Origin of the sequence: Streptomyces sp. SolWspMP-5a-2, assembly GCF_900091845.1 — a bacterium.
Classification (GTDB): Bacteria; Actinomycetota; Actinomycetes; order Streptomycetales; family Streptomycetaceae; genus Streptomyces; species Streptomyces doudnae.
This window is the reverse complement of sequence record NZ_FMCI01000032.1, coordinates 15,161-34,639: the sequence shown is the minus strand read 5'-3', so window position 1 is coordinate 34,639 and position 19,479 is coordinate 15,161. Positions and strand designations below refer to the sequence as shown.

The window sequence follows — 19,479 nt, the reverse complement described above, 5'->3', positions numbered from 1 at the left end:
AGAGTCAGGTGAGCAGGAGGGCGCGGGTCCAGCCGGTGATGTCTGTTTCGCTCAGGGCAAGTTGGGCTCCGGCGCGGCCTTCCATGAAGCCGGGTTTGGGCAGGCGCTCCCAGTTGGCGACGAGCCGCCGGTGCAGGTCCTGGATGATCGGGGTGAAGCGTGCGGGTGCCACGCTGTCGGCGGAAACCGCGCGGGTGAGCACCAGCAGTCCGGCCCAGCCGTGGCACAGGGTCGAGTCGGAGATGCGAGCGAGCCGCAGTGGATCGGTCAGGAGGGCCTCGACGCTGTCCTCGGCCAGCCGGCGGCGGTCGGAGTCGCCGAGAGCGAGCGCGGCGAGCTGCTGGGCGCGGGCGATGCCTGGCTGGCCGTAGCACCAGGACTGGCGAGCCGGCTCCGCCGGGGGAGGCTGGGCGGCGTCCAGGCGGGCTGCGTTGGTCCAGTAGTGGGCACCGTGCCGCTCCAGCCAGCTCGCGAACGTGGCCACGGCTTCCTCCTGCCCGGGGACACGCACTCCGCAGCGCAGGGCGATGGAGAGCACGGCCAGGGGCCCCGCGATGCCGTGGGCCATGCCGTTGTTACCGTGCCCGCCGGCCATGTCCTTCCCGTCCGGGCCGACCGCCGACCACCACCCGGGCAGCATCCGGCCGTTGCCGCGTACGGGGTGGGCGAGCGCGACCAAACAGGCGAGCACGTCGGGCAGCCGGGGCGCGATCGGGCGCCGGTCCAGCAGCAGCGCGGCGAGTCCGGTCAGCCCGCGGATGAGGTCCCATTCTGCGAGGTGGGGCAGCGAGCCGGCCGCCTGCCGACGGCGCACGGCGGCGAGCCGGGCGTCCACGACGCGGTCGACGGCCGCGCGGACATCGTCACCGGCCCCATGTGCGCGTGTCAGGACGAACTCGAGGGCGGGTGCGCCGTGGAAGAGACTGGCGTTTCTTCCGGCACTCACCCCCCGGGCGGTGGCCTGGGCGAGGTGGCGGCGAGCGGTGGACAGATCACGGCGCTCGATGTCGAGCAGGGCCGTCCCCAGAGAGCCCTCGGATAGGTCCTGCGTACCAGGCACGATCGTCGTGGTCATGAGCGCCTGCCCAGGGGGACGACGATGCTGTGGGCTCGGCCGCCGATCCACCCGTCGGCATCCGGCGGGGGCGCGTCGTGCAGGGTGGCGATGCCGAAGGGGTTGGCATCCAGGTGGGCGCGCAGAAGGTCCAGGTCCATATTGCGGTTGAGGTCGAGGGGCAGCTGCTGGTCGTCCTCCGCGAGCAGGACCCGCTCCGGCACCTGGAACCGCGCACGCCAGGTGTGGAGTTGGTCCGCCCACTGCTGGAGCGGGGCGGTGCGGGCGGGCAGCGTGCGGCTGCGGATCTTCCATCGGGCGGCGGTGAGGATGGTGCGCCGGTAGGTGAGGGCTGGGGTGAAGGGCAGAGTCCAGGCGGCGCCCCAGTCGAACCAGGTCACCTGCGGGGTGGTGGCCCGGCTGATCTCGCCGAGGAAGCGTGCCATCGGCGGGGTGTAGTTGTTCCACAGGAAGTTGATGGCGGTGGGGGCCAGCAGCTCCAGTTGTTTGCCTGTCGCGGACTCCACCAGGTGGGGGCGGCCATCGGCGACGGTGACCGCCAGGTCGCGGGGGAAGAGGACGTGCGGTTCGGGACGGCGGAATTCGCCGACGCTGACGACCCGCGGCAGGCCCTGGGGCGCGCGGGTGAGCAGGTCGGCCGACAGGCGTCCGGCGTGGAAGGAGAGCTGCGCGAGTTCCGCCTCCGGATCGACGGTGGGCAGGTTCGCGTACGCCTTCTCGGCGCCGGGGAACAGGTGCCAGAACCGGCCGGTCATCGATCCGGCTGAGCGGGAGACGGTGAGTACGCGCAGCCGGAAGTCTCCTCGATCCAGGGCGGGAATAGAGGTGGCGTGGACCTGTGCGGCCAATTCAAGGTGCGGCGCCAGGCAGTGAGCCTTGTCGCCGGCTGCTGTTTCCAGTTCCTCAATCACCGCCCCGGTCACCGCGACGGTGCGCTCGCCTTCGGCGGCGGCGGTGCCGGCCAGCTCCAGCAGCAGCCGGTCACGCCGGGACATCGGCCGGGGCGGTTCGCTTGCCGTGACGAAGCCGGCAGGGAAGCCCAAGCCCCGTTCAGGGTCCGTCACCGCTTCCACCGGCACCGCGGTGTTCTCGCCGTAGCGCTCGGAGAAATGTTCGATCCAGCGCCGCCAGGTCGGTGTCCCGGTCGGATGGGTGACCAGGCGGGCCAGGACAGTTGCGGCGGTCTCCACTTCGGTCAGCACCTGCTCGGGCAGCCGCACGTCGGAGTCCAGCCGCAGGTCGCACGCGGTCCGCAGACCGGCTGCCTGAGCGCGTGCCGCAGGCGGTAAGACGTTGGTGGGGTCGGCGACGGTGGCGGGCGCACGCAGCGAGGAGCGCAGCAGCCGAACCCGCAGCAGATCACCGAGCAGCCGGTCGCGCGCGATGCCGCTCGCGGCGGGGAACTCCGCGGCTAGCTTGTCGGACAACTGGCGGTACCCGATCGGCGATCGGGCCAGGTCGAGAACAAGACGCAGCGCGGGGCTGAGATCGAGACGGAACTCGGCGTCGCCTTCGGAGGGCACGTGGATGTGCTGGTCGCGTTGACAGACCAGGGTGTTGACGCAGACCTCGGCGTCGGCCATGCGTGCAGCGTCGCTCTCCCAGGCGCTGATCACTTCATCGAGGCCGACCGGCTCGGGGCGGCCTACGGCCTGGTGCTCGTCGCCGATGCGGACGGATGTGACCTGGGCGAAGCCGAGCGGGGCAACGCCGGCGAACAGGCCGTAAGGGGTGGAGCGGCGGGCGTAGCGGATCGCGTAGCGGGCGGTGGCCAGCGCCGCCCGGCGCATCCTGCGTGCCTTCGGTGTGCGGCCGTCGATGATGGCCTGCACCTGGTCCGCCAGGCGAGGGCTGGCCTGCGACACGGTGAGACGGAAGTCTGTGTCGGACCACACCGTGCGCAGCCACGCGCGCCACTCTTCCGCAGACGCAGACGCAGACGCAGACGCAGACGCAGACGCAGACGCAGACGCAGCGGTCGTCGGCCAGGGAGGCATGGCGGGCTCGGCCGTGTGAACCGCGGCGCGCAGCATGGCCTGTCCCGTGGCCTTGTACAGGCTGGGCCGGTGCCGTGTCATTAGGGCTCTCCTCGTCCTCTGCTTGGCGATCGGGGCGGGCCGGACGGGGAAAACTCGTCCGACCCGCGTTGCCGGGGTAGCCCTGGCTTACGAAGTGGTGCAGGCGCTGGGGCAGGAGCTGCCGCAGGTGTCGCCCGTGCTGCACATCAGGACCGTCTCGGTCGCCGGCGTGCCCTCGATGAAGGTGATGTCCAGCCCGAACGGGTCGTCTTCGGTCGTCACGAGGTCCGCCTGTGCGGGGACGGTCGGCTCCTCGGCCTGGATGGCGGTCATGCTTGCCTCCTGAGAGAGATGGATGGTGCGGGATACCGAGGCCCGGTCGGGCCCCGGGGTCTGTTGCCGGACGGCAGCGGGCGGCGAATACGCGTGGGCCTCGCGTGTCACAGGTCGGTGTGCGCTGTCGTCAAGCTGCCGAGGACCGGGCCTGCGGGTGGTTCTTCGCGGCCTGGTCCAAGGCCCGGGTGAACTGCTCGGCTCGCTCGTCGCCCTCGGCCTCCTGGACGCGGAGGTCGCCGAATCGGTGCCAGTAGCGCCGGCAGACGTCGCTGCTCATAACCATGGAGGCGGAGAACGGCAGGTGCCCGTCGCGGACGAGACCGAGGCGGTCGCGGAGGCTGAGCATGCAGATCAGCTGGTTGGCCTTGAGCAGCTGCATGTACTCCTCGACGTCCATGTCTTCGGGCGCCCAGAGCTTGGCGAGGTCGGGGGTGGTGGATATCTGCGCCAGCCAGTCGAGATGGTTGCGGGCGACCACCGCATCGTTCCGCTCGGTCTGGTGTCGCGCGTCCTGCCTGAGCCGGGCGGCTCCTACCGCAGCGATGGTGAGGGCGGCAGCGGTGCCTGCGGCGATGACAGCCGTGGTGAGTTTCATAAGGAAAGGCCCCTTTTGGGTGCGGAGATGTGGGCGAGTGTCCAGCTGGTGAGGAATTCGGTGCCCTGCCTTCATGTGGCTCCCGCGGGCACGAAAGTCGGGGCTTCATCGCCACAGCGATCCGGGGTGTGCCGGCGCCGCACCGCTTGCAGGGCAACTGCGATGGGCGCCAGACCGACGCTGGCCCTTCGCTCGTCCAGCGACTCCGGCGCGCGCAGCGGGCACAGTTCGACGCCCTCGGCTCGGAGAAGGAACTGAGTTCCGTACTCCTGGTCACGACCGCTGGTGATGAGGGAGCGGTCGTGCAGGTGTGCCCAGTGCTGGACGAGCGCGTCGTCGGCCTCGACCGCACGCCCGAGCAGGATGGTGGCGGCGCGCTGGAAGGTGAGGTCGTGGTCGCTGTGCAGGGCGATGCTCCAGGCGGCGCGGGCAGCAGTAGGGCCGACGACGCGGTGGCCGGGCCACTCGAATTCGCCGAGGACGCGGCGCAGAAACTTGGTGTTGGCGTGGTCGGCGTGCCGGCCTTCGCCGAGTTGGACGCCGTCGAGTTGATTGCGCAGTCGGCGGATTCGGTGCGCGGCCGACGCTTCAGCGCGGGCGATCAGCTCGCGGGCGAGGTCGGGATGTTGGGGTGTCGCGGTCGTCACGCGCTGCTCCGATCGTCCGGGACCGTCCCCGGCGCGTGGAGGCAGCAGCCGATGAGGACGCTCAGCCCGGATCGGCGCTCGGCAGCGAGTTCGAGGCGAGCGGCGCGGTCGCCCTTCCGCCCTGTGCCAGAACTCTTAACGCTCCAGCCCATGTCGGTGAGCCGACGCAGAAGGGCGGCAACGGGGTCGGCGTCCGGGGGATGGGCGGCCAGGGTCTCGGCCCGGACGAAGGGGAGGCCCTGCCGGGCGGCGTAGTCGGATGCCCACAGGGTGATCAGCCGGGTGACGTCGTCGGGCTGGTCGGGCAGGGTGTGAACGCAGCGCAGGTGAAGGCACAAGCCCTCGTCCCGCCTGATCGCCTCCCACTGGGGGATGAAGCAGGCCAGCAGCTTCCCGTCCTCGAACAGCCCGGCCGACTCCGTCTGAGAGTCACGGAAGAGGGCTGGGATGTCAGCTCGGGCGGGCGCGGGGAGATCGCGGACGGCGAGCCAGCGCTGCCGGTCCTGCACGAGGGCTGCTGCTTCCTCACGTTCGGCGTCGGTGCATAACGGGCGTACCTCGTATGCGGCGACCAGAGGCGCCGGGGCAGGCGACTCCGCAGGCGACTGCTTCCTGCGGGCCACAGAAGGCGCGGGCTTGCTCACAGGCTGGCCCCACTCCGTGCCGGGTGGGGCTGCTCGGCCATCAGGAGCTTCCAGCCATGAGCCAGAATCACCAGGTGGGTGATGTCCCGCGCGCCCGTGTCAGCCAGGAGCTGGTCGAGCGTAGCGCGCAGGTCCGCGGGAGCGACCTTGGCAGCAATGGTGATGTCGCGGGCATCGCTGTGCTCGGCGACGGCTCGGAGCAGCAGCATCTGGTCCGAGCTGAGCGATGGCGCCGGCCGGTCCGCCGTGGGAATGGTCACCTGCAGGTCGACGAGGAGACGGTGCACGATCACCGGGAGCTTGCAGCGGGGCGGGCAGTGGAGGCACTCCCGGATGTCACGGATGTACTGGCGGACGGTCACGGCCGACAGCCCGGCCTGCGTGGCGATGTCCTTCGGCGCGAGGCCGTTGGCCAGATGCTGGGCGACGCGCTTCAGGGTCGGCGTCAGGGGGGTGATGGGTGCGCTGGTCGTCACGGGCGGGGGCACGGTGTCCCTTTCTCGGCTCGGATGGACGGTCACTGGGCGGGGTGCCGCCGACCCCTGCGGGGGTCGGGGGTCGGCGGCACGGGCCCGTGCGCGGCGGTTTGGATTCACGGGGTGCCACGCACGGGGGCTCGTACGGCGGTCGGGACATGCCCAGGCGGTTTCGGCGGCGAGGCGTTCGGACCACTGAATGTGGTCCTCGCCGAGGGCTGCGTCAGCCAGGCGTATGCGTTGAACTTCGCCGGTGCCGGCGGGTGGGTAGGTGTGCTGGATGTCGCGCCACAGTCGCTGGAGGACATAGCCGCGGTCGAAGGCGTGGGCGCCGTGCAGTTCTATGGCGTCCTGGGCGGACTGTGCGGCCCACTTGTGGCCGAGGTACTTGGCGTTGATCAGGTCGGCGTCGCAGGGCAGGCCCTGGTCGAGGAGGTGCACGGACTGGTAGGCGAGTATCCGGGCGGCGCGCAGGCGGGCCTCCATGTCCCCGACGCGGTCCCGCAGGACGGGCAGGTCGGACAGGGTGCCCTGGTAGCGGGGCCGGGTCTTGAGACGGGCGGTGGTGGTGTCCACGACCGCCTCGTGGATGCCGAGGCTGACGGCGGCCAGGTTGGGGCGGCCGTAGAGGATGCTGCTGCTCTGGGCCACGGCCAGTCCCTGGCCGACCTCGCCGACCACGTTGTCCTCGGGGACGCGGACATGGTCGAGGTCGAGGCGGCCGGTGGAGAAGCCGTGCAGGCCGAGGCCGGGACGATGGCCGGGGACGCAAAGCCCGGGTCGGTCGGCTTCGACCATGAACGCGGTCAGTGCCTGCGAGGTGCTCACACCGGCTGTGGCGGTGCGGGCGACGACGAGGTGGGCTCCGGCGACGTGGCTGTTGCCAATATGGATCTTGCTGCCGGTGATGACCCACTCTTTACCGATGCGTTCGGCGGTGGTCTCGACGCCGCCGATGTGTCCGCCGGCAAGCGGTTCGGTCACCGCGATCGACAACAGCAGGGACCCGTCCGCTACCTGGGGCAGCCAGCGGCCCTTTTGCTCGTAGGTGGCGAAAAGCAGCAGGGCGCCGACGGGGATGAGGGTGGCCTGGAGGATGGTCGCGGCAGCCGCCGAGACCCGCGCGACGCGGTGGACGAGGATGGTCTTGGCCACGTGTCCAGCGCCCAGTCCGCCGAAGACGGCCGGGACGGTGACGGCGAACCAGCGCCGGACGGCCATCAGGTCGGCGACTTTGCGCTCCACCCTGCCCGGAGCGGCCTCCATCCGCGCGGCGCGCGGCGTGACGTGCTCGGCCGCGAAGTCATCCGCTTCCCGCCACAGCAGGTCGTGGCTGGCGGTGAGATAGGGACGCAACGCCGGTGGCGGTGTGGTGGACAAGGTCTCCCTCTCCCTGGGTGATGTTCGCAAGGTGGAGCGGCCGGGGATCGCCTACGGCTCCGGGTGGGAGTGAGGCAGGGTCTAACGGACGGGGGCGTGGGCGATGTGGTCCATCACCTGCGAACTGGCGTTGATGACGATGTCCCGCAGATGGCGGGCCTCGCGCAGGGACCGCTTCTCGGGGTCGATGACGCACACCGTTCCCAGCACGGTGCCGCTGGCGTGGATCAGCGGGGCGCCGAAATAGGAACGGATTCCGACCGCGTCGACCACCGCGTTGCCGCTGAAGCGCGGGCTGGCGTGCACGTCGTGCAGCGGCAGAGCTTTCCTGCGGGCCATGACCTCCGGGCACCAGCCGTGGTCGCGGCTCATGGTGCGGCCGACGATCACGAACCCGCTGTTTGTGGGCGGCTGGTGCAGCCCGACGAAGGTCTGTTCGTCCAGAAACAGGTTGACGAATCCATACAGGAAGCCGGCCCGCTCAGCCACGTTGCGGGCCAGGTCGTCGAAGTCCTCGGTGGCCACGGGGGGCACACCCAAGCGGCTGAGCAACTCGTAGCGTTGGGCCAGCTCCGGCGACTGCTGGGGCGGCTGGCTGTTGAGGGCGGGGGCGGCCGGGACGAACGGGCCGCGGTTGGTGTTCCGCGAGTCGCGCCGCGGTAAGGATCGTTGGGATGGGGCGGCCTGCGGCGCGCGGTACGGGTTGCTGGGGTGCTGTGGCATCAGGCGTCCTGGAGGGTGGTGTAAGGGGCGTGACCATCGCGGCTGATGGCGGCGTTGTTCACGGCGTGGTCGACGAGGGTGAGCAGGACGCCGGCGACGTGGTTCGGGTCACGGGCGTCGCAGGTGACCACCGGAACAGAGGTGGGGAGTTCGAGGGCGGTGCGGACCTGCTCGGGGTGGTAGCGGTACGCCCCGTCGAACTGATTGACGGCGACGACGAAGGGCAGGTGGATGTCCTCGAAGAACCCGACGGGGGTGAAGCTGCTCTCCAGGCGGCGGGTGTCGACCAGGACGATGGCGCCGACAGCGCCACGGGAGAGGTCGTACCAGAGGTCGACGAACCGGTCCTGGCCGGGCGTACCGAACAGGAACAGCTCCAGGGGCGTCGGCGCGTCGGGCAGGCTGAGGCGGCCGAAGTCGAAGGCGACCGTGGTGGTGGTCTTCGCCTCGATGCCCGCCAGGCTGTCGACGTCCGTGCTCGCTTCAGTCAGGTACTCCTCCGTGCTCAGCGGCGTGATCTCGCTGACGGCCCCCACAGCGGTGGTCTTGCCCGCACCGAAGCCTCCGGCGATCACGATTTTCAGCACTGTCGGCGCACCGGCCGCCTGCGAGTGCGGCGAACCCGTGGCCAGGTCATCCGGCCTCGGGGTAGGTGACGGCATCAGGCCACTTGGCGACGGCATCAGGCCACTTCCTCCTCAAGCCCGCTGAGAGGGCTTCCAGCAGTTGAGTAGACGGACCGGATCCCTGGCCGGTACCGGCATAGGGGTCGGTCAGGGGGACGGCCAGGGCATTCGCGTCCAGGAGATCGGAGACGAGGATCTTCACGGCGGTCACGGGCCGACCGAGGCGGCCCGCCAGCTCGACCACTGACCGTCGACGCTCCCGGCACAGGGCGAGGATCTCCTCGCACTCCTCGGCCTGGGCTGGGCCGGGCCTTCCCTGCCCGGCCTCCAGCACGGTCTCCAGACCGAGCAGGTGCCGCGGCTTGGTACGCCCACGCACCACCGTGTATGTCCGCACGAACGCCGATTGCTCGGCCGCGCGGCCGAGCGTGCTCACCGGACCGCTCCGCCTGTGCCGACGCGGACGGGGATCACCATGTAGGGAGAGAACTTCGCCACGAGCCGGCCCATCTCGAAGCCGACGGTGCCCGCGTCGGCGTCGCGGATGGCGATGACGGCGAGGACGGTGTCCACCTCGCCGTGTTCGTTGCCGGGGTGGTTGTCGAAGGCCGCGCTGCGCCCGGCGCTCTGGACGAAGAACAGGCAGTCGTCCCGCTCGATGATGACCTGTCCTGCCGGCCTCTTCTTGTGTGTGGGGCCGGTGATGTTCGCCGCGAGGGAGGCAACACCGCTGAAGGCGGCAGCCAATTCGTCCGCCCAGTCCTTGTCGACGTCGCTGTCCAGCAGCCGCAGTCCGTCGCGCGAGATCAGGACGGCGTGCGTGACGCCCTGCGTCTCGGAGGCGAACTGCCGCAGCAGCCAGACCATGTCGTCCCGCTGTCCGCTTGCCGTCGTCGCGGATGTGGGAGTGCCGTCGGGCACGTTGCTCATCGCGGGGTGGGTGTTCATAGGAATCGCTCCAGAAGGGGGGAAGGGCCAGTGGGTGGGCCCAGGGGAACGCGAAGGGGCGGGTCAGGAGGTGGGGTGCTCTGCCGAGGTGGTAGGGGAACCGACAGTGCCGCCGGCCTGGAGGCCGCCGCGGAAGGCGGCTGCGAGCCCGGGCGTTGCCGCGGACACCAGCGCTTGCCGCTCGTGTGGCGGTCGGAAAGGTTCCGACCGGCGCCTGCGCGCGGGAAGAGCAGGTGCGTCGGCCGAATGACCCGCCGAGGTCGATGCCGCGCCGAGATGTGTGACCGGCCCCGGGGCGACAGGAGCTGCGGCTACCTGCTGCGACTGCCGCCCGGAGCCACTAGCTTCCTCGGGCGGCAGCGCGCCCGCATCCTCGATCGTCGGAATGGCAACCAGGAGCCGTGCCGGTATGACGACCAGGGCGGTGGTGCCCCCCGTCACGTTCTCTTGCAGGAGGACCGACAGTCCGTGTGACTGTGCGATCTTCGCGGCGACCAGCAGGCCGAGCTGCCCGGCCCGGACCTGGCCGCTCACGTCGACCTCGGCGGGCGCCTTGAGCAGGTGGTTCATCTGGGCTCGTGCCTGCGGGTGCATGGGGATGGCGCGGTCTTCGACCTCAATGGCCAGCCCGTGTGGCACCCGCTGCGCGCGCACCATCACCCGCGTCGCCGGATCCGAGCACTCGCAGGCGTTCTCGATCAGCTCGGCCAGCAGGTGCGTCAGGTCCGGTCCCACATGACCTGGCAGCCCCAGCTCGGCGCCCACGGAACCCGCCGCGACGGCCACCCGTGGATACTGCACGACCTCGGAGACAGCACCGCGCAAGGCCGTCGCAACGGGAACGGGCCGACGCACGCTGCGCAGGGACTGCCCGCCCAGAACCGCCGTGCTCTCGACCTGGCGGCGCATCCGCGTCACGAGGTGATCGATCTCGAAGATCTTGGCCAGCAGCTCTGGGTCGTCGGTCAGCATCTCCAGTTCGCTCAGTGCCTGGAGCGCCTTGCTGACCAGGGCGTGCTCACGCATGGCCAGGCGGCGCAGCACCTCCAGCAGGACAACGGACTGGGACTCGTCGTGCACGCGGATCAGCGAAGCGATCGCCTGCGCCTGGAGGGCACCCAGCACGTTGTTGATCTCGGCGTTCGCAATGGGCGACTGCGTGGTCTGCGGATCCGGCAACGGCGGACGTTTCCCGCGGCACAACTCGTCCGCAGACCACTGCACCGACTTCTCGACGGCTGCCGCTGCCCCCGCGATCCCGTTCAGCGCTGCAGCCTGTAACTCCTCCACGGCCAACTGCACCGCGCCAGCGACGGCGCGCGCTCCGTGCGCCGCCACCGCGACGACCCCCGACAGTCCGCAGACGAGGCCGGTCAGGGCCCATCCGGGGCCTACGACGGACCCCGACCGGAGACCGAAAGCGGCGAGCAGCAGCGCGGCAAGGACTACCAAGGGCAGAGCCACGGCACGGCGGGCGAGGTACAGCGTGTTCGCATCGAGAGGTGGCCGCCGTCTGCGGTGGCCTGTAGCGGCCGGCCGTGCCGGGAAGGCGCTGTCAGACATGGGAATCCTCGTCAGGGTGGGATGGCTAAGCGTGCTGCGGCGTCAGATCCGCGGTGGGCTGACGCGTGCTGTGGGATGTTGGAGCCGCGACCGCGCGGTGGCGGAGGGAGCCTGCGTCTTAAGGGGAATTTCGAGCGCCGCCCATGTGGTGAGTCCGCCATCGCTCACGCCCCAGTCCATGGCGAGCTGGTCGACCATGCGCAGGCCGCGTCCGCGGGTGTCTTCGTCGTGTACGGGCCGCATCCGGGCAGGGGCAGGGTTGTGGTCGCTGACCTCAACCAGCAGGCGGTCCGCACTGCACTGCACCCGCAACTTGACGTCGCCACTGCCATGCTGGATGGCGTTGGTGACCAGTTCGGAGACGATGACGACGACGTCAGCGGTCAGCGACTTGGACACGTGCCACAGGTGCAGCTGGGACGCGGTCATTCTGCGGGCGCCGGCGACGCGGCAGCGCTCGGGGGTGAAGGCAGCGTCGAATCCCAACTTCGACGGCCGGCTGCTCCGGCGCTTGCAGCCTTGCCCGACAAGTGGAGCAGTGGCGCTTGTAGTCGAGTTCATCGCTGGCCTCCAGGTCATGCGCTGAGACCGTCATCACTTCGGCACTCTGCGCGATCACTTGAATGAGCGTGGCCAAGGACGCGGCTCGGAACCACCCACGAAGTTCCATCGGCTTGACCCGGCCGTTGCCGAGGAAGCCTCGGTGTTTCATCGGTCCTTTTGCGGCTTGCTGAAAGACCCTCGCTTCGGGCAGCGTGAGGTAGAAGTCGGTCTAGCGTCGGCCGAGTTGACGTGCTGGCACACAAGGAGGGCAACATGCCGGAGACGCAACCCACCTTGTTCCGCGCCGAGGTTGACCGGCGCGCCTGGAAGGACCATGTCGTCTTCCTGCGTCACTTCAGGAAGTCCGCCAAAGAAGTCGCCACGCTCGATGGACTGCCGCATCTGGCCACGCTGGAGCCCGCAGCCGCCACATTCGAGGCTTGGTACTACACCGCCCGGAAGCCGCAGAAGGACTTCCAGCGGGTCCTGACTCACCTGTTCGGTCACAGCATCGAGCAGCTCTGGAGGCCGGCCGCGCACACTGCTCCCGGCGCGGTGCCCGGCACGCCACAGACTGACGTCCCTGCCTACCTCGGCACGGACCTGCGCGAGATGAGAAAGGTGGGCGCGATGGCTGCGCGACGCGCGATGCAATTCACTCTGGGAGCCGAGAACAATCAGGTGGGAGAGGAGACACTGGGCTTCCTTCGCGATGAGGTGACCCGCATCGCTCAGGAGTACCCGCGGGTCCCCCTCGCCGAGCTCTGGGAAGATCTGGCCCAGGCACAGGACGACGCCTTTCGGCTCATCGAGGGCGGGCGGACCCGGCCCACGCAGGCTCGTGAGCTGCTGCGAATGGCCGCCATCCTTTCCCTCATGATGGCTAAGGGCAGTCACGACATGGGTGACCCGGCGACCGCCCGGATGCAGGCCCGAACCGCCAGTTTCTGCGCTCGCGAGGCTGAGGAACCGGCGCTGGTCGCCTTGGTCGACGGGCTGAAGAGCCTGATCGCCTACTGGGCGGGGCAGCCCGAGGACGCCCTCCACTTCGCTCGCCAGGGTGCCGCCGCCGGGCACCAGGGCGGCAGTGTGTCCGTGTGGCTCCCTGGCCTCGAAGCTCGTGCCGCGGCGGTACTCGGCGATGCAGAAGCGGTCCAGGAGGCCACTGCCCGAGCCGAACGTCTTCGCGAGACGATCACCCCGGATGCGCTGGACGAGCTGGGCGGCCTGCTGACCTACTCCCTGCCGAAGCAGCGGTACTACCACGTGGAGGCCGCTGTCCTCCTGGGGCAAGGCGATGCCCACGTGAGCAGGCTCGCCGAGGAGGCGGTGAAGGGGCTGAGCGACAAGGGCGATCCGAACTGGGCGTTCGGCGACCTCGCCGGCTCCCAGTGCAACCTGGCCCTGGTCAGGCTCAACGGTGGTGACCTCGAAGGCGCGGCGGACGCCGTTCGCCCCGTGCTGGACCTTCCCCCCAGCTACCGCAACGCCGGCATCGTCACCTCCGTCCATCGCGTGCGCAGCGCCCTGTCCACCGGCCCTCTGCGGGAGGCGGCCACCGGCCGGGAATTGCACGAGGAGATTGGGCTCTACAAGCCCAATCGCCCCGCTCTGCCGCGGTAACCGTCACGCCGGTAAAGTCGCCGGCATGAACCTCGTCGCCCGCTCCAGCGCCCGCCTCGCCCTGCGCGAGGCCGATATCGGGGACGCGAACGGTGTGCACGCAATCTACGGCGACGCAGATGCGACGGCGCACATGTCGTTCGAGCCGCGCACCCGCGACCAGGTGGGCCAGATCGTGGCTGGCTGGATCGCTACCGCCACGGCCGAACCCCGTACGGAGTACGGCCTAGTCGTCGTCGAGCGAGACACGCAGCACCTTGTGGGGGTCGGTCGCCTGGCGATCGACCCCCACCAGCAGCGTGCGGCCACGATGGGCTTCGCGCTTCGTCCGGACGCCTGGGGCGTCGGGTACGGCCTGGAGACCGTCCACCTGCTCCTGGGCGTGGCCTTCCTCGACCTAGGTCTGCACCGCGTCTGGGGCGCCCGCTCACCGCTCAACGATGCTTCCGCCCGCACCATGTCCGCCGCTGGGATGGTCGAAGAGGGGGTCATCCGGAGCCACATTCAGCGCGCCGGGCAGTGGCGGGACTCTATCGTTCACGGGATCCTCGCCGAAGAGTGGAAGCGCCCGGCCTGACCCGCCCGTAAGCCGCGGCGTTGGTTCGACTGGGCGGCCCCGCGGCGGTTGTTCTTCAACTCCGGGACTAGGCACTTGGTTAGGTGCGGCAGCAGTTACTCCGGCTCGGTAAACCAGGTCGCGCCCCCAAGGGAGAAGACCGCGTCCAGTTCCGCTCAGTGCGGCTGAGGATTCGGACGCCCTGGGCCTGGACGAAGAGCACGGGCTCGACCTGCCACCATGAGCAAACCCACTCCAACTAGCGGGCGGAGAAGTCCACCGCGGTGATCTCCACGCCCGTGAGGGCGAGGAAGCGCCGCCTCTTCGCCCTCCACCGAGCCCAAGCTCCAGTGCGGTGCGCAACTTCCCGATTTGCTCGGCGCCGGGGCCGTGTCCGTCGTACTTCGTCCACGCGAAGACGTCGACCCTCGGGGGGCTGGCTGCTCGCCCTCGCCGCGGTGCGGCTTGTGGGCGCACAGTACTCGCGCAGATCCGTTGGCTCTTGCGCATTGGCGTCCTCCCGGCTAGCGGTGCGCCTTGAATCTCGCTACGAGTTCATGCCGAATGACCCGTGCAGGTGGCGCGCGCCGGGGGCCGCGAAGGACTGCCACCGAACTACCGGTCTCTGCATAATCGCTCACGGCAGACACGAAAGCGTCCGTGACGACTGGATAAGTGTTCCGGAACTATGTCAACGTACAACGTCCGCAGCGCACACATTCCGGCTGCGGACACTTTGTCATACGGAGCGAGGGCGCCTCAGATCGGAGTTCTAGGCGCCTCAGTCCTCAGGAGGGGCCACGCGATGCTGGGACCGAAACAGCCAACGAGGCGGGCAACATAGCCGACGATCACCGGTTAGCCAAACCGGCGATCCTGGCGACCATTGAGGTGCTCGCTTCTCGACTGCGCTTGGCGGTGGGGTCGTGGCGGGTGCAGACGCCGCTGGCCTACAGAGGAGCGCGGGGCGGCTGCTGCGGCGTAGCCGCCGCAGGCAGTGCGTGCCGCTGATGGGCGGCCAACCGAGCGCGGCTGCGTGAGGTGGTACTGCCGAGACCCGGTCTCCTCTCCCTCAGCAAGGAACCCCTGCCATGCACCGATCCGCGACGCCGCCTGCCCGTCTACATCCGCCCGGGGCACCGATCCCCGCCCTCGATTTCCGCGAGGTGGCGGTGTGTCGGTAGTGATGCGACCGGGGGAAAAGTTGACGGTCGATGACGTGTGTGAGGAGTTGGGAATAGCTCGATCCACCTTCTACGACTGGCGGCAGAAGGGAGCAGGCCCGAGGTGTATACGGCTTCCTAACGGATCGCTTCGTGTGCGTCGCGGCGATCTTGAAAACTGGCTCATAGAATGCGAGGAGCGCACTTGAGGGATGCAAGCTCGTTGGATGTTCGCTTCTACCCGATAGAGACTAACGAGCGAGCGAAAGGAAAGAGCTACACCGTCCGTTGGAAGGTTGCGCGCAAGAAGCACAGTAAGACCTACAAGAAGTACGCTGTTGCCGACGATGAGCGTTCGAAACTCATGGCGGCCCACCGTAAGCGAGAACCGTTCGATATAGAGACCGGTATTCCGCTGGCGTGGGCGGCTAAAGCCGCTGATACGAACTGGTTCGACTTCGCCGTCGAGTACGTTGATTGGAAGTGGCCCAGCGCATCCGGCAATAGCCGCAAGAACATGGCGAAGGCCTTAACGGCTACGACGATCGCGCTCCTGCGTAAACCCGTTCCGGAGCAGTTCGATCCGGTACAGGTGCGTAGGGCGCTGCGGGAGTACACCTTCAGCAACCGAAGGAATGACCCCGATAAGCCGGTACCCGAGGACATGCGCACGATCCTCGACTGGGTGAAGCGAAACTCTTCGCCTATGAGCGCCTGGGAAAGGACCGAGGTCGTCGACAAGGTCGTTGCAGCGCTCGGCACGCGGCTCGACGGCAAGGCGGCAGCCGCCAGTTCGGTGAAGCGGAACGACCGCATCATGAATCTTGTCATGATCTACGCCGTCCGGCGTGGCTACCTGCAACGCGATCCGCTCCCCAAGGGCAGGAGCCGCACCTCGCCGAAGGTGGCGGAGTCCGTCGACAAGCGGCGTCTCCTCAGTCGCGACCATGTGGCGGCGATGCTGGACTGGATCGGTGGGCGCCCCCGGCGAGGATCCCTCTACCGTGCCTTCTTTGCCACCCTTTACCACGCCGGCTTGCGCCCAGAGGAGGCAGTCGCCCTTCGCGTCGGGGACGCGACGCTGCCGGAGACCGGCTGGGGGCAGTTCCTGGTTCATGAAGCTCAGCCGGAGGTCGGAAGTCAGTGGACCGACACCCGCACGGTTCATGAGCGGAGGTGGCTCAAGGGGCGGGGGGAGGGCGATACGCGCATTGTCCCCATCCGGCCTGTCCTCGTCCGGATGCTCCGCGCGATGATCAAGGAGTACGAGCTGGGGGAGGGCGACCTCCTCTTTCCGGGCGAGAAGGGCGGCATGCTCGCGGGGTCGGTGTTCCGGCGGGTCTGGGTGAAGGCCCGTGAGGCGGTGCTGTCGGAGCGAGAGCAGAAGACTCCGACCGGCAAGCGGGTGTATGACCTGCGTCACACCTGCCTCACTACCTGGCTGAACCGCGGCACTCCGCCGGCGCAGGTGGCTGAGTGGGCGGGCAATAGCGTTCAGGTGCTCCTGAGTACGTATGCGCGCTGCATCGACGGGGACGTGGTCGGGATCTTGAAGAACTTGGAAGACGATGAGGATCGTCAATCAGACGTGACCTGACGGGCGGCCCCGGCTCTGCGCAAGCGGAGGCGGGGCCGCTTTGTCGTGTCGCCCGGGAGGGGCTCGGAGGGTCCGATTCTGTGGGACGTATGTGGGACGGACACCCGTAGAGACCCGGATTTGGTCGGTGCCAACCGGACAACAGGGCCTGATGGGAGCCTGCTCGGATCGCTTGCCGAGGCGCGGCTCCAACCCCTCTGACCTGGGCTTTAGTACCCTGATTGGGGGTGTGGCTGTGGCGCCCCCGGCAGGACTCGAACCTGCGGCCAAGCGCTTAGAAGGCGCCTGCTCTATCCACTGAGCTACGGGGGCCGGTGTGGTGGCCTCTGTCGTGCGGCCCGGGTGCGGGCCGGGCCGTGACGATGTTGGGGACAAGGATAGGGCTCCCACGACCTTGTCCCTGTTGCTTCGCCTCCGTGGCTCAATGTGGAGGTTCGGTGAAGCGGTCCTGATAATCGCAGGCAGGTACGAATCGTGCATCGCTTTTGGCGCCCGGCGCACCGGGTGTTGTGCACTCGTTATGCCTGGACCGCACCCGTGTCCCGGTCATCCCTTCCGCCCCTTGTGTCCTGTCGGCGCGCAGACATACTCATATGCTTCAGAATTCCCCTAAAATTGGGCATTCTTCACATGTGGTGACCTTGGACGTACGGCCTCAGCTGCTCGACGCACTCTCCGCCCTGCGCGACCGTGTCGCCGCCGCACGCTTCCCGCTGCCCCTGGCGGGGGCTCCACGCGCGCGTGCCAACCGCGACGAACTGCTCGCCCAGCTCGACGACTACCTGGTTCCCCGGCTGCGCGAACCCGAAGCGCCCCTGCTCGTCGTCATCGGCGGCTCCACCGGGGCCGGGAAGTCGACTCTCGTCAACTCCCTTGTCGGGAGACGGGTGAGCGAGGCGGGCGTGCTGCGGCCGACCACCCGGACGCCGGTGCTGGTGTGCCACCCGGAGGACCACCACTGGTTCAGCGGGATGAGAGTGCTGCCCGACCTCACCCGCGTGTGGGTGCCGCACCAGGAGACGGGCGAGGACCTGCTGCTGCCCGGTGAGAACCCCGCGCGCGTGCTGCGCGTCGAGACCGCCGACAGCGTCCCGCGCGGACTCGCCCTCCTCGACGCCCCCGACGTCGACTCCCTGATCGCCGACAACCGGGTGCTGGCCGCCGAACTGATCTGCGCGGCCGACATCTGGGTCATGGTCACCACCGCGGCCCGCTACGCCGACGCCGTCCCCTGGCACCTGCTGCGCACCGCCAAGGAGTACGACGCCATGCTCGTGACCGTCCTGGACCGGGTGCCGCACCAGGTCGCGTCCGAGGTGTCCCGGCAGTACGGTGCCCTCCTCACCAAGGCCGGACTCGGCCACGTGCCGCGCTTCACCGTGCCCGAACTCCCCGAGTCCGCCTGGGGCGGCGGGCTGCTCCCGGCCAGCGCCGTCGCGCCGCTGCGCTCCTGGCTCGTCCACCACGTCCAGGACCCCGCCGCCCGCCAGCAGGCCCTCGCCCGCACCGCGTACGGCGTCCTCGACTCGCTCAAGTCCCGGATGCCCGAGCTGGCCGGTGCCGCCGCCGCGCAGTACGCCGCCTCCCTGCGCCTCACCGCCGCCGTGGACGGCGCCTACGACAGCGAGCACACGCGCGTGCGCGGACGGTTGCAGGCGGGCGCCGTGCTCGCCGGGGGCGCCCTCAAGCGCTGGCGGGCCTTCCCCCTCGACTGCACCGCGGCCGAACTCCTCGACGCGCTGGTGGAGAGCCTGGCCGCGCTCCTGCTGTGCGCCGTCACCGCCGCCGACGAGCGCGTCGACGACGCCTGGCGCCGGGAGCCCGCCGCGCTCGCCCCGGGCCTCACCGACCGCGACCCGCACCTGGAGACCCCCGAGCACCGCATCGGCATGGCGGTACGGCGGTGGCGGCGCGAGCTGGAGGAGTACGCCGAGGAGGAGATCCGCGACCTCGACCGCAATGTCGCGCCCGACCCCGAGGTGGTCGCCGCGCTCGTCGCCACCGCCCTGCTCGGCGGCCGACGGGCCCGTTCCGCGGGCGAGAACCTCGCCGAGCGGCTGGGCGCGCACGGGGCGCTGCGGCTGCGCGACCGCGGGGGACGGCTGCTCGCCGAGCACCTCGACCGCGTCATGCACACGGAACGCGAACGCAGGCTCGCCCCGCTCGACGCCCTCGACGTCCACCCCGAACCCCAGGCCGAACTGATCGCCGCGCTGTCCGTACTGCAGAAGGAGAAGTGACCGCATGACCGCCGTCACCGACCAGGGCCAGGGCCAAGACCAGGACCAGGAACAGGACCGGGGCAAGGAACAGGACCCGGGCCAGGACCAGGGGCAGGGTCAGAGCAAGGAGCAGGAGCAGGAGCGGGATCAGGGTCAGGGTCAGGGAGGCAGTTCGCGGGACGAGCGTCGGAACCGGGACGAGGAGGAGGCCCGGGACCGGCTGAAGCGCCGGGCGCCGGGTGGGGAACGCGGGCCCGCGGAGCAGGGGGGAGGGGCGGTGGACGGCGGAGTCGAGGGCCGTCCCGCCGGGGAGGGCGCTGCCGCGGAGGAGCGGTCCGCTGGGCATGGGCCGGTTGATGGGCGGCTTGCGGGAGACGGTCCCGTCGGGGAGCGGTCTGCTGGAGACCCGTCTGCTGGAGACCCGTCTGCCCTGGTGCGGGCTGACGGCACCCGTCCCGCCGAGGCTCGGCCCGCTGAGGACCGTCCCGCCGAGGCTCGGCCCGGCGAGGACCGGTCCGGCGATGAGCACCCGGCGGACGAGCCCTCCGCCTGGGACCGGTACGCCACGCGTGAGGCGGTCGACGAGCGGCTCGCTGAGGACGCGTCCGGCGGCAGGCACCCTGTCTGGGACGGCCTTGCCGGGGACCAGTCCACGGAGGACGAGGACCGGGACTGGGACCGGCCCGTCGAGGAGCAGCCCGGCAAGGAGGACGCGCCGGTCGAGAAGCAGCCCGTCAAGGAGGA

The 19,479-nt window shown here is 69.6% G+C and carries 17 protein-coding genes, 1 tRNA gene and 1 pseudogene; 5 read left to right on the top strand and 14 right to left on the bottom strand.

Annotated features, from left to right (window positions below; translation table 11 throughout):
• Positions 1–4 precede the first annotated feature (4 nt).
• The 13 genes and pseudogenes from GA0115242_RS02140 to GA0115242_RS02075 all read right to left on the bottom strand — a co-directional run bounded on the left by GA0115242_RS02140 (position 5) and on the right by GA0115242_RS02075 (position 11,592).
• Complete coding sequence (locus GA0115242_RS02140) at positions 5–1,075, bottom strand: lanthionine synthetase LanC family protein (RefSeq protein ID WP_093823871.1); 1,071 nt, start codon at positions 1,073–1,075, stop codon at positions 5–7.
• Entirely contained in the window at positions 1,072–2,970 is a 1,899-nt protein-coding gene (locus GA0115242_RS02135) for a lantibiotic dehydratase family protein (RefSeq protein ID WP_093823869.1), read from the bottom strand. The genes GA0115242_RS02140 and GA0115242_RS02135 overlap by 4 nt, the downstream gene beginning before the upstream one ends.
• Before the next feature lie 270 nt (positions 2,971–3,240).
• Complete coding sequence (locus GA0115242_RS02130) at positions 3,241–3,426, bottom strand: FxLD family lanthipeptide (protein WP_093823867.1); 186 nt, start codon at positions 3,424–3,426, stop codon at positions 3,241–3,243.
• A 130-nt stretch (positions 3,427–3,556) separates the two neighbouring features.
• Positions 3,557–4,024 (bottom strand): DUF6082 family protein, encoded by a 468-nt coding sequence (locus GA0115242_RS02125; protein WP_093823865.1) that lies wholly within the window; start codon positions 4,022–4,024, stop codon positions 3,557–3,559.
• Positions 4,025–4,095: 71 nt separating this feature from the next.
• Positions 4,096–4,671 (bottom strand): DUF6624 domain-containing protein, encoded by a 576-nt coding sequence (locus tag GA0115242_RS02120; RefSeq protein ID WP_093823863.1) that lies wholly within the window; start codon positions 4,669–4,671, stop codon positions 4,096–4,098.
• On the bottom strand, positions 4,668–5,180 hold the full coding sequence (locus tag GA0115242_RS02115) for a hypothetical protein (RefSeq protein ID WP_256089347.1): 513 nt from the start codon (positions 5,178–5,180) through the stop codon (positions 4,668–4,670). The genes GA0115242_RS02120 and GA0115242_RS02115 overlap by 4 nt, the downstream gene beginning before the upstream one ends.
• 761 nt (positions 5,181–5,941) lie before the next feature.
• Positions 5,942–7,171: pseudogene (locus tag GA0115242_RS02105) on the bottom strand (acyl-CoA dehydrogenase family protein); the annotation flags it as partial.
• An 81-nt stretch (positions 7,172–7,252) separates the two neighbouring features.
• Positions 7,253–7,894, bottom strand: coding sequence for a GAF domain-containing protein (locus GA0115242_RS02100; protein ID WP_093823861.1), 642 nt, complete (start codon positions 7,892–7,894; stop codon positions 7,253–7,255).
• A complete protein-coding gene (locus GA0115242_RS02095) occupies positions 7,894–8,469 on the bottom strand; it encodes a GTP-binding protein (RefSeq protein WP_093823859.1) in 576 nt (191 codons plus the stop codon). The genes GA0115242_RS02100 and GA0115242_RS02095 overlap by 1 nt, the downstream gene beginning before the upstream one ends.
• Before the next feature lie 58 nt (positions 8,470–8,527).
• On the bottom strand, positions 8,528–8,956 hold the full coding sequence (locus tag GA0115242_RS02090) for a DUF742 domain-containing protein (protein WP_093823857.1): 429 nt from the start codon (positions 8,954–8,956) through the stop codon (positions 8,528–8,530).
• Positions 8,953–9,468: a roadblock/LC7 domain-containing protein gene (locus GA0115242_RS02085; protein WP_093823856.1), complete on the bottom strand. Its 516-nt coding sequence runs from the start codon at positions 9,466–9,468 to the stop codon at positions 8,953–8,955. Before GA0115242_RS02085 ends, GA0115242_RS02090 begins: the two co-directional genes overlap by 4 nt.
• A gap of 63 nt (positions 9,469–9,531) precedes the next feature.
• Positions 9,532–11,031: a sensor histidine kinase gene (locus tag GA0115242_RS02080; RefSeq protein ID WP_093823854.1), complete on the bottom strand. Its 1,500-nt coding sequence runs from the start codon at positions 11,029–11,031 to the stop codon at positions 9,532–9,534.
• Between the two features lie 42 nt (positions 11,032–11,073).
• On the bottom strand, positions 11,074–11,592 hold the full coding sequence (locus tag GA0115242_RS02075; protein ID WP_093823852.1) for an ATP-binding protein: 519 nt from the start codon (positions 11,590–11,592) through the stop codon (positions 11,074–11,076).
• A gap of 255 nt (positions 11,593–11,847) precedes the next feature.
• Here GA0115242_RS02075 and GA0115242_RS02070 point away from each other — a divergent pair, with 255 nt between their 5' ends.
• The 4 genes from GA0115242_RS02070 (at position 11,848) to GA0115242_RS02055 (ending at position 16,513) form a co-directional block, all read left to right on the top strand.
• A complete protein-coding gene (locus tag GA0115242_RS02070; protein WP_237548639.1) occupies positions 11,848–13,197 on the top strand; it encodes a hypothetical protein in 1,350 nt (449 codons plus the stop codon).
• A 25-nt stretch (positions 13,198–13,222) separates the two neighbouring features.
• A complete protein-coding gene (locus tag GA0115242_RS02065; RefSeq protein WP_093823850.1) occupies positions 13,223–13,774 on the top strand; it encodes a GNAT family N-acetyltransferase in 552 nt (183 codons plus the stop codon).
• 1,165 nt (positions 13,775–14,939) lie between these two features.
• The gene (locus GA0115242_RS02060) at positions 14,940–15,125 is read left to right on the top strand and encodes a helix-turn-helix transcriptional regulator (RefSeq protein ID WP_093823897.1); all 186 of its coding nucleotides are present in this window, start codon (positions 14,940–14,942) and stop codon (positions 15,123–15,125) included.
• A complete protein-coding gene (locus GA0115242_RS02055; protein WP_237548634.1) occupies positions 15,122–16,513 on the top strand; it encodes a tyrosine-type recombinase/integrase in 1,392 nt (463 codons plus the stop codon). The genes GA0115242_RS02060 and GA0115242_RS02055 overlap by 4 nt, the downstream gene beginning before the upstream one ends.
• A gap of 236 nt (positions 16,514–16,749) precedes the next feature.
• On the opposite strand, the gene GA0115242_RS02050 is transcribed toward GA0115242_RS02055, so the two are convergent.
• Positions 16,750–16,825 (bottom strand) — tRNA-Arg (locus tag GA0115242_RS02050).
• Between the two features lie 320 nt (positions 16,826–17,145).
• Here GA0115242_RS02050 and GA0115242_RS02045 point away from each other — a divergent pair.
• The gene (locus GA0115242_RS02045) at positions 17,146–18,753 is read left to right on the top strand and encodes a dynamin family protein (protein WP_093823847.1); all 1,608 of its coding nucleotides are present in this window, start codon (positions 17,146–17,148) and stop codon (positions 18,751–18,753) included.
• Positions 18,754–19,479 lie beyond the last annotated feature (726 nt).

Excerpts from the sequence above, each read along its gene's own strand:
- GA0115242_RS02080 (WP_093823854.1), bottom strand. The coding sequence starts at position 11,031 with ATGTCTGACAGCGCCTTCCCGGCACGGCCGGCCGCTACAGGCCACCGC.
- GA0115242_RS02085 (WP_093823856.1), bottom strand. The coding sequence starts at position 9,468 with ATGAACACCCACCCCGCGATGAGCAACGTGCCCGACGGCACTCCCACA.
- GA0115242_RS02065 (WP_093823850.1), top strand. The coding sequence starts at position 13,223 with ATGAACCTCGTCGCCCGCTCCAGCGCCCGCCTCGCCCTGCGCGAGGCC.
- GA0115242_RS02075 (WP_093823852.1), bottom strand. The coding sequence starts at position 11,592 with ATGAACTCGACTACAAGCGCCACTGCTCCACTTGTCGGGCAAGGCTGC.
- GA0115242_RS02140 (WP_093823871.1), bottom strand. The coding sequence starts at position 1,075 with ATGACCACGACGATCGTGCCTGGTACGCAGGACCTATCCGAGGGCTCT.
- GA0115242_RS02130 (WP_093823867.1), bottom strand. The coding sequence starts at position 3,426 with ATGACCGCCATCCAGGCCGAGGAGCCGACCGTCCCCGCACAGGCGGAC.
- GA0115242_RS02125 (WP_093823865.1), bottom strand. The coding sequence starts at position 4,024 with ATGAAACTCACCACGGCTGTCATCGCCGCAGGCACCGCTGCCGCCCTC.
- GA0115242_RS02100 (WP_093823861.1), bottom strand. The coding sequence starts at position 7,894 with ATGCCACAGCACCCCAGCAACCCGTACCGCGCGCCGCAGGCCGCCCCA.
- GA0115242_RS02070 (WP_237548639.1), top strand. The coding sequence starts at position 11,848 with ATGCCGGAGACGCAACCCACCTTGTTCCGCGCCGAGGTTGACCGGCGC.
- GA0115242_RS02060 (WP_093823897.1), top strand. The coding sequence starts at position 14,940 with ATGCGACCGGGGGAAAAGTTGACGGTCGATGACGTGTGTGAGGAGTTG.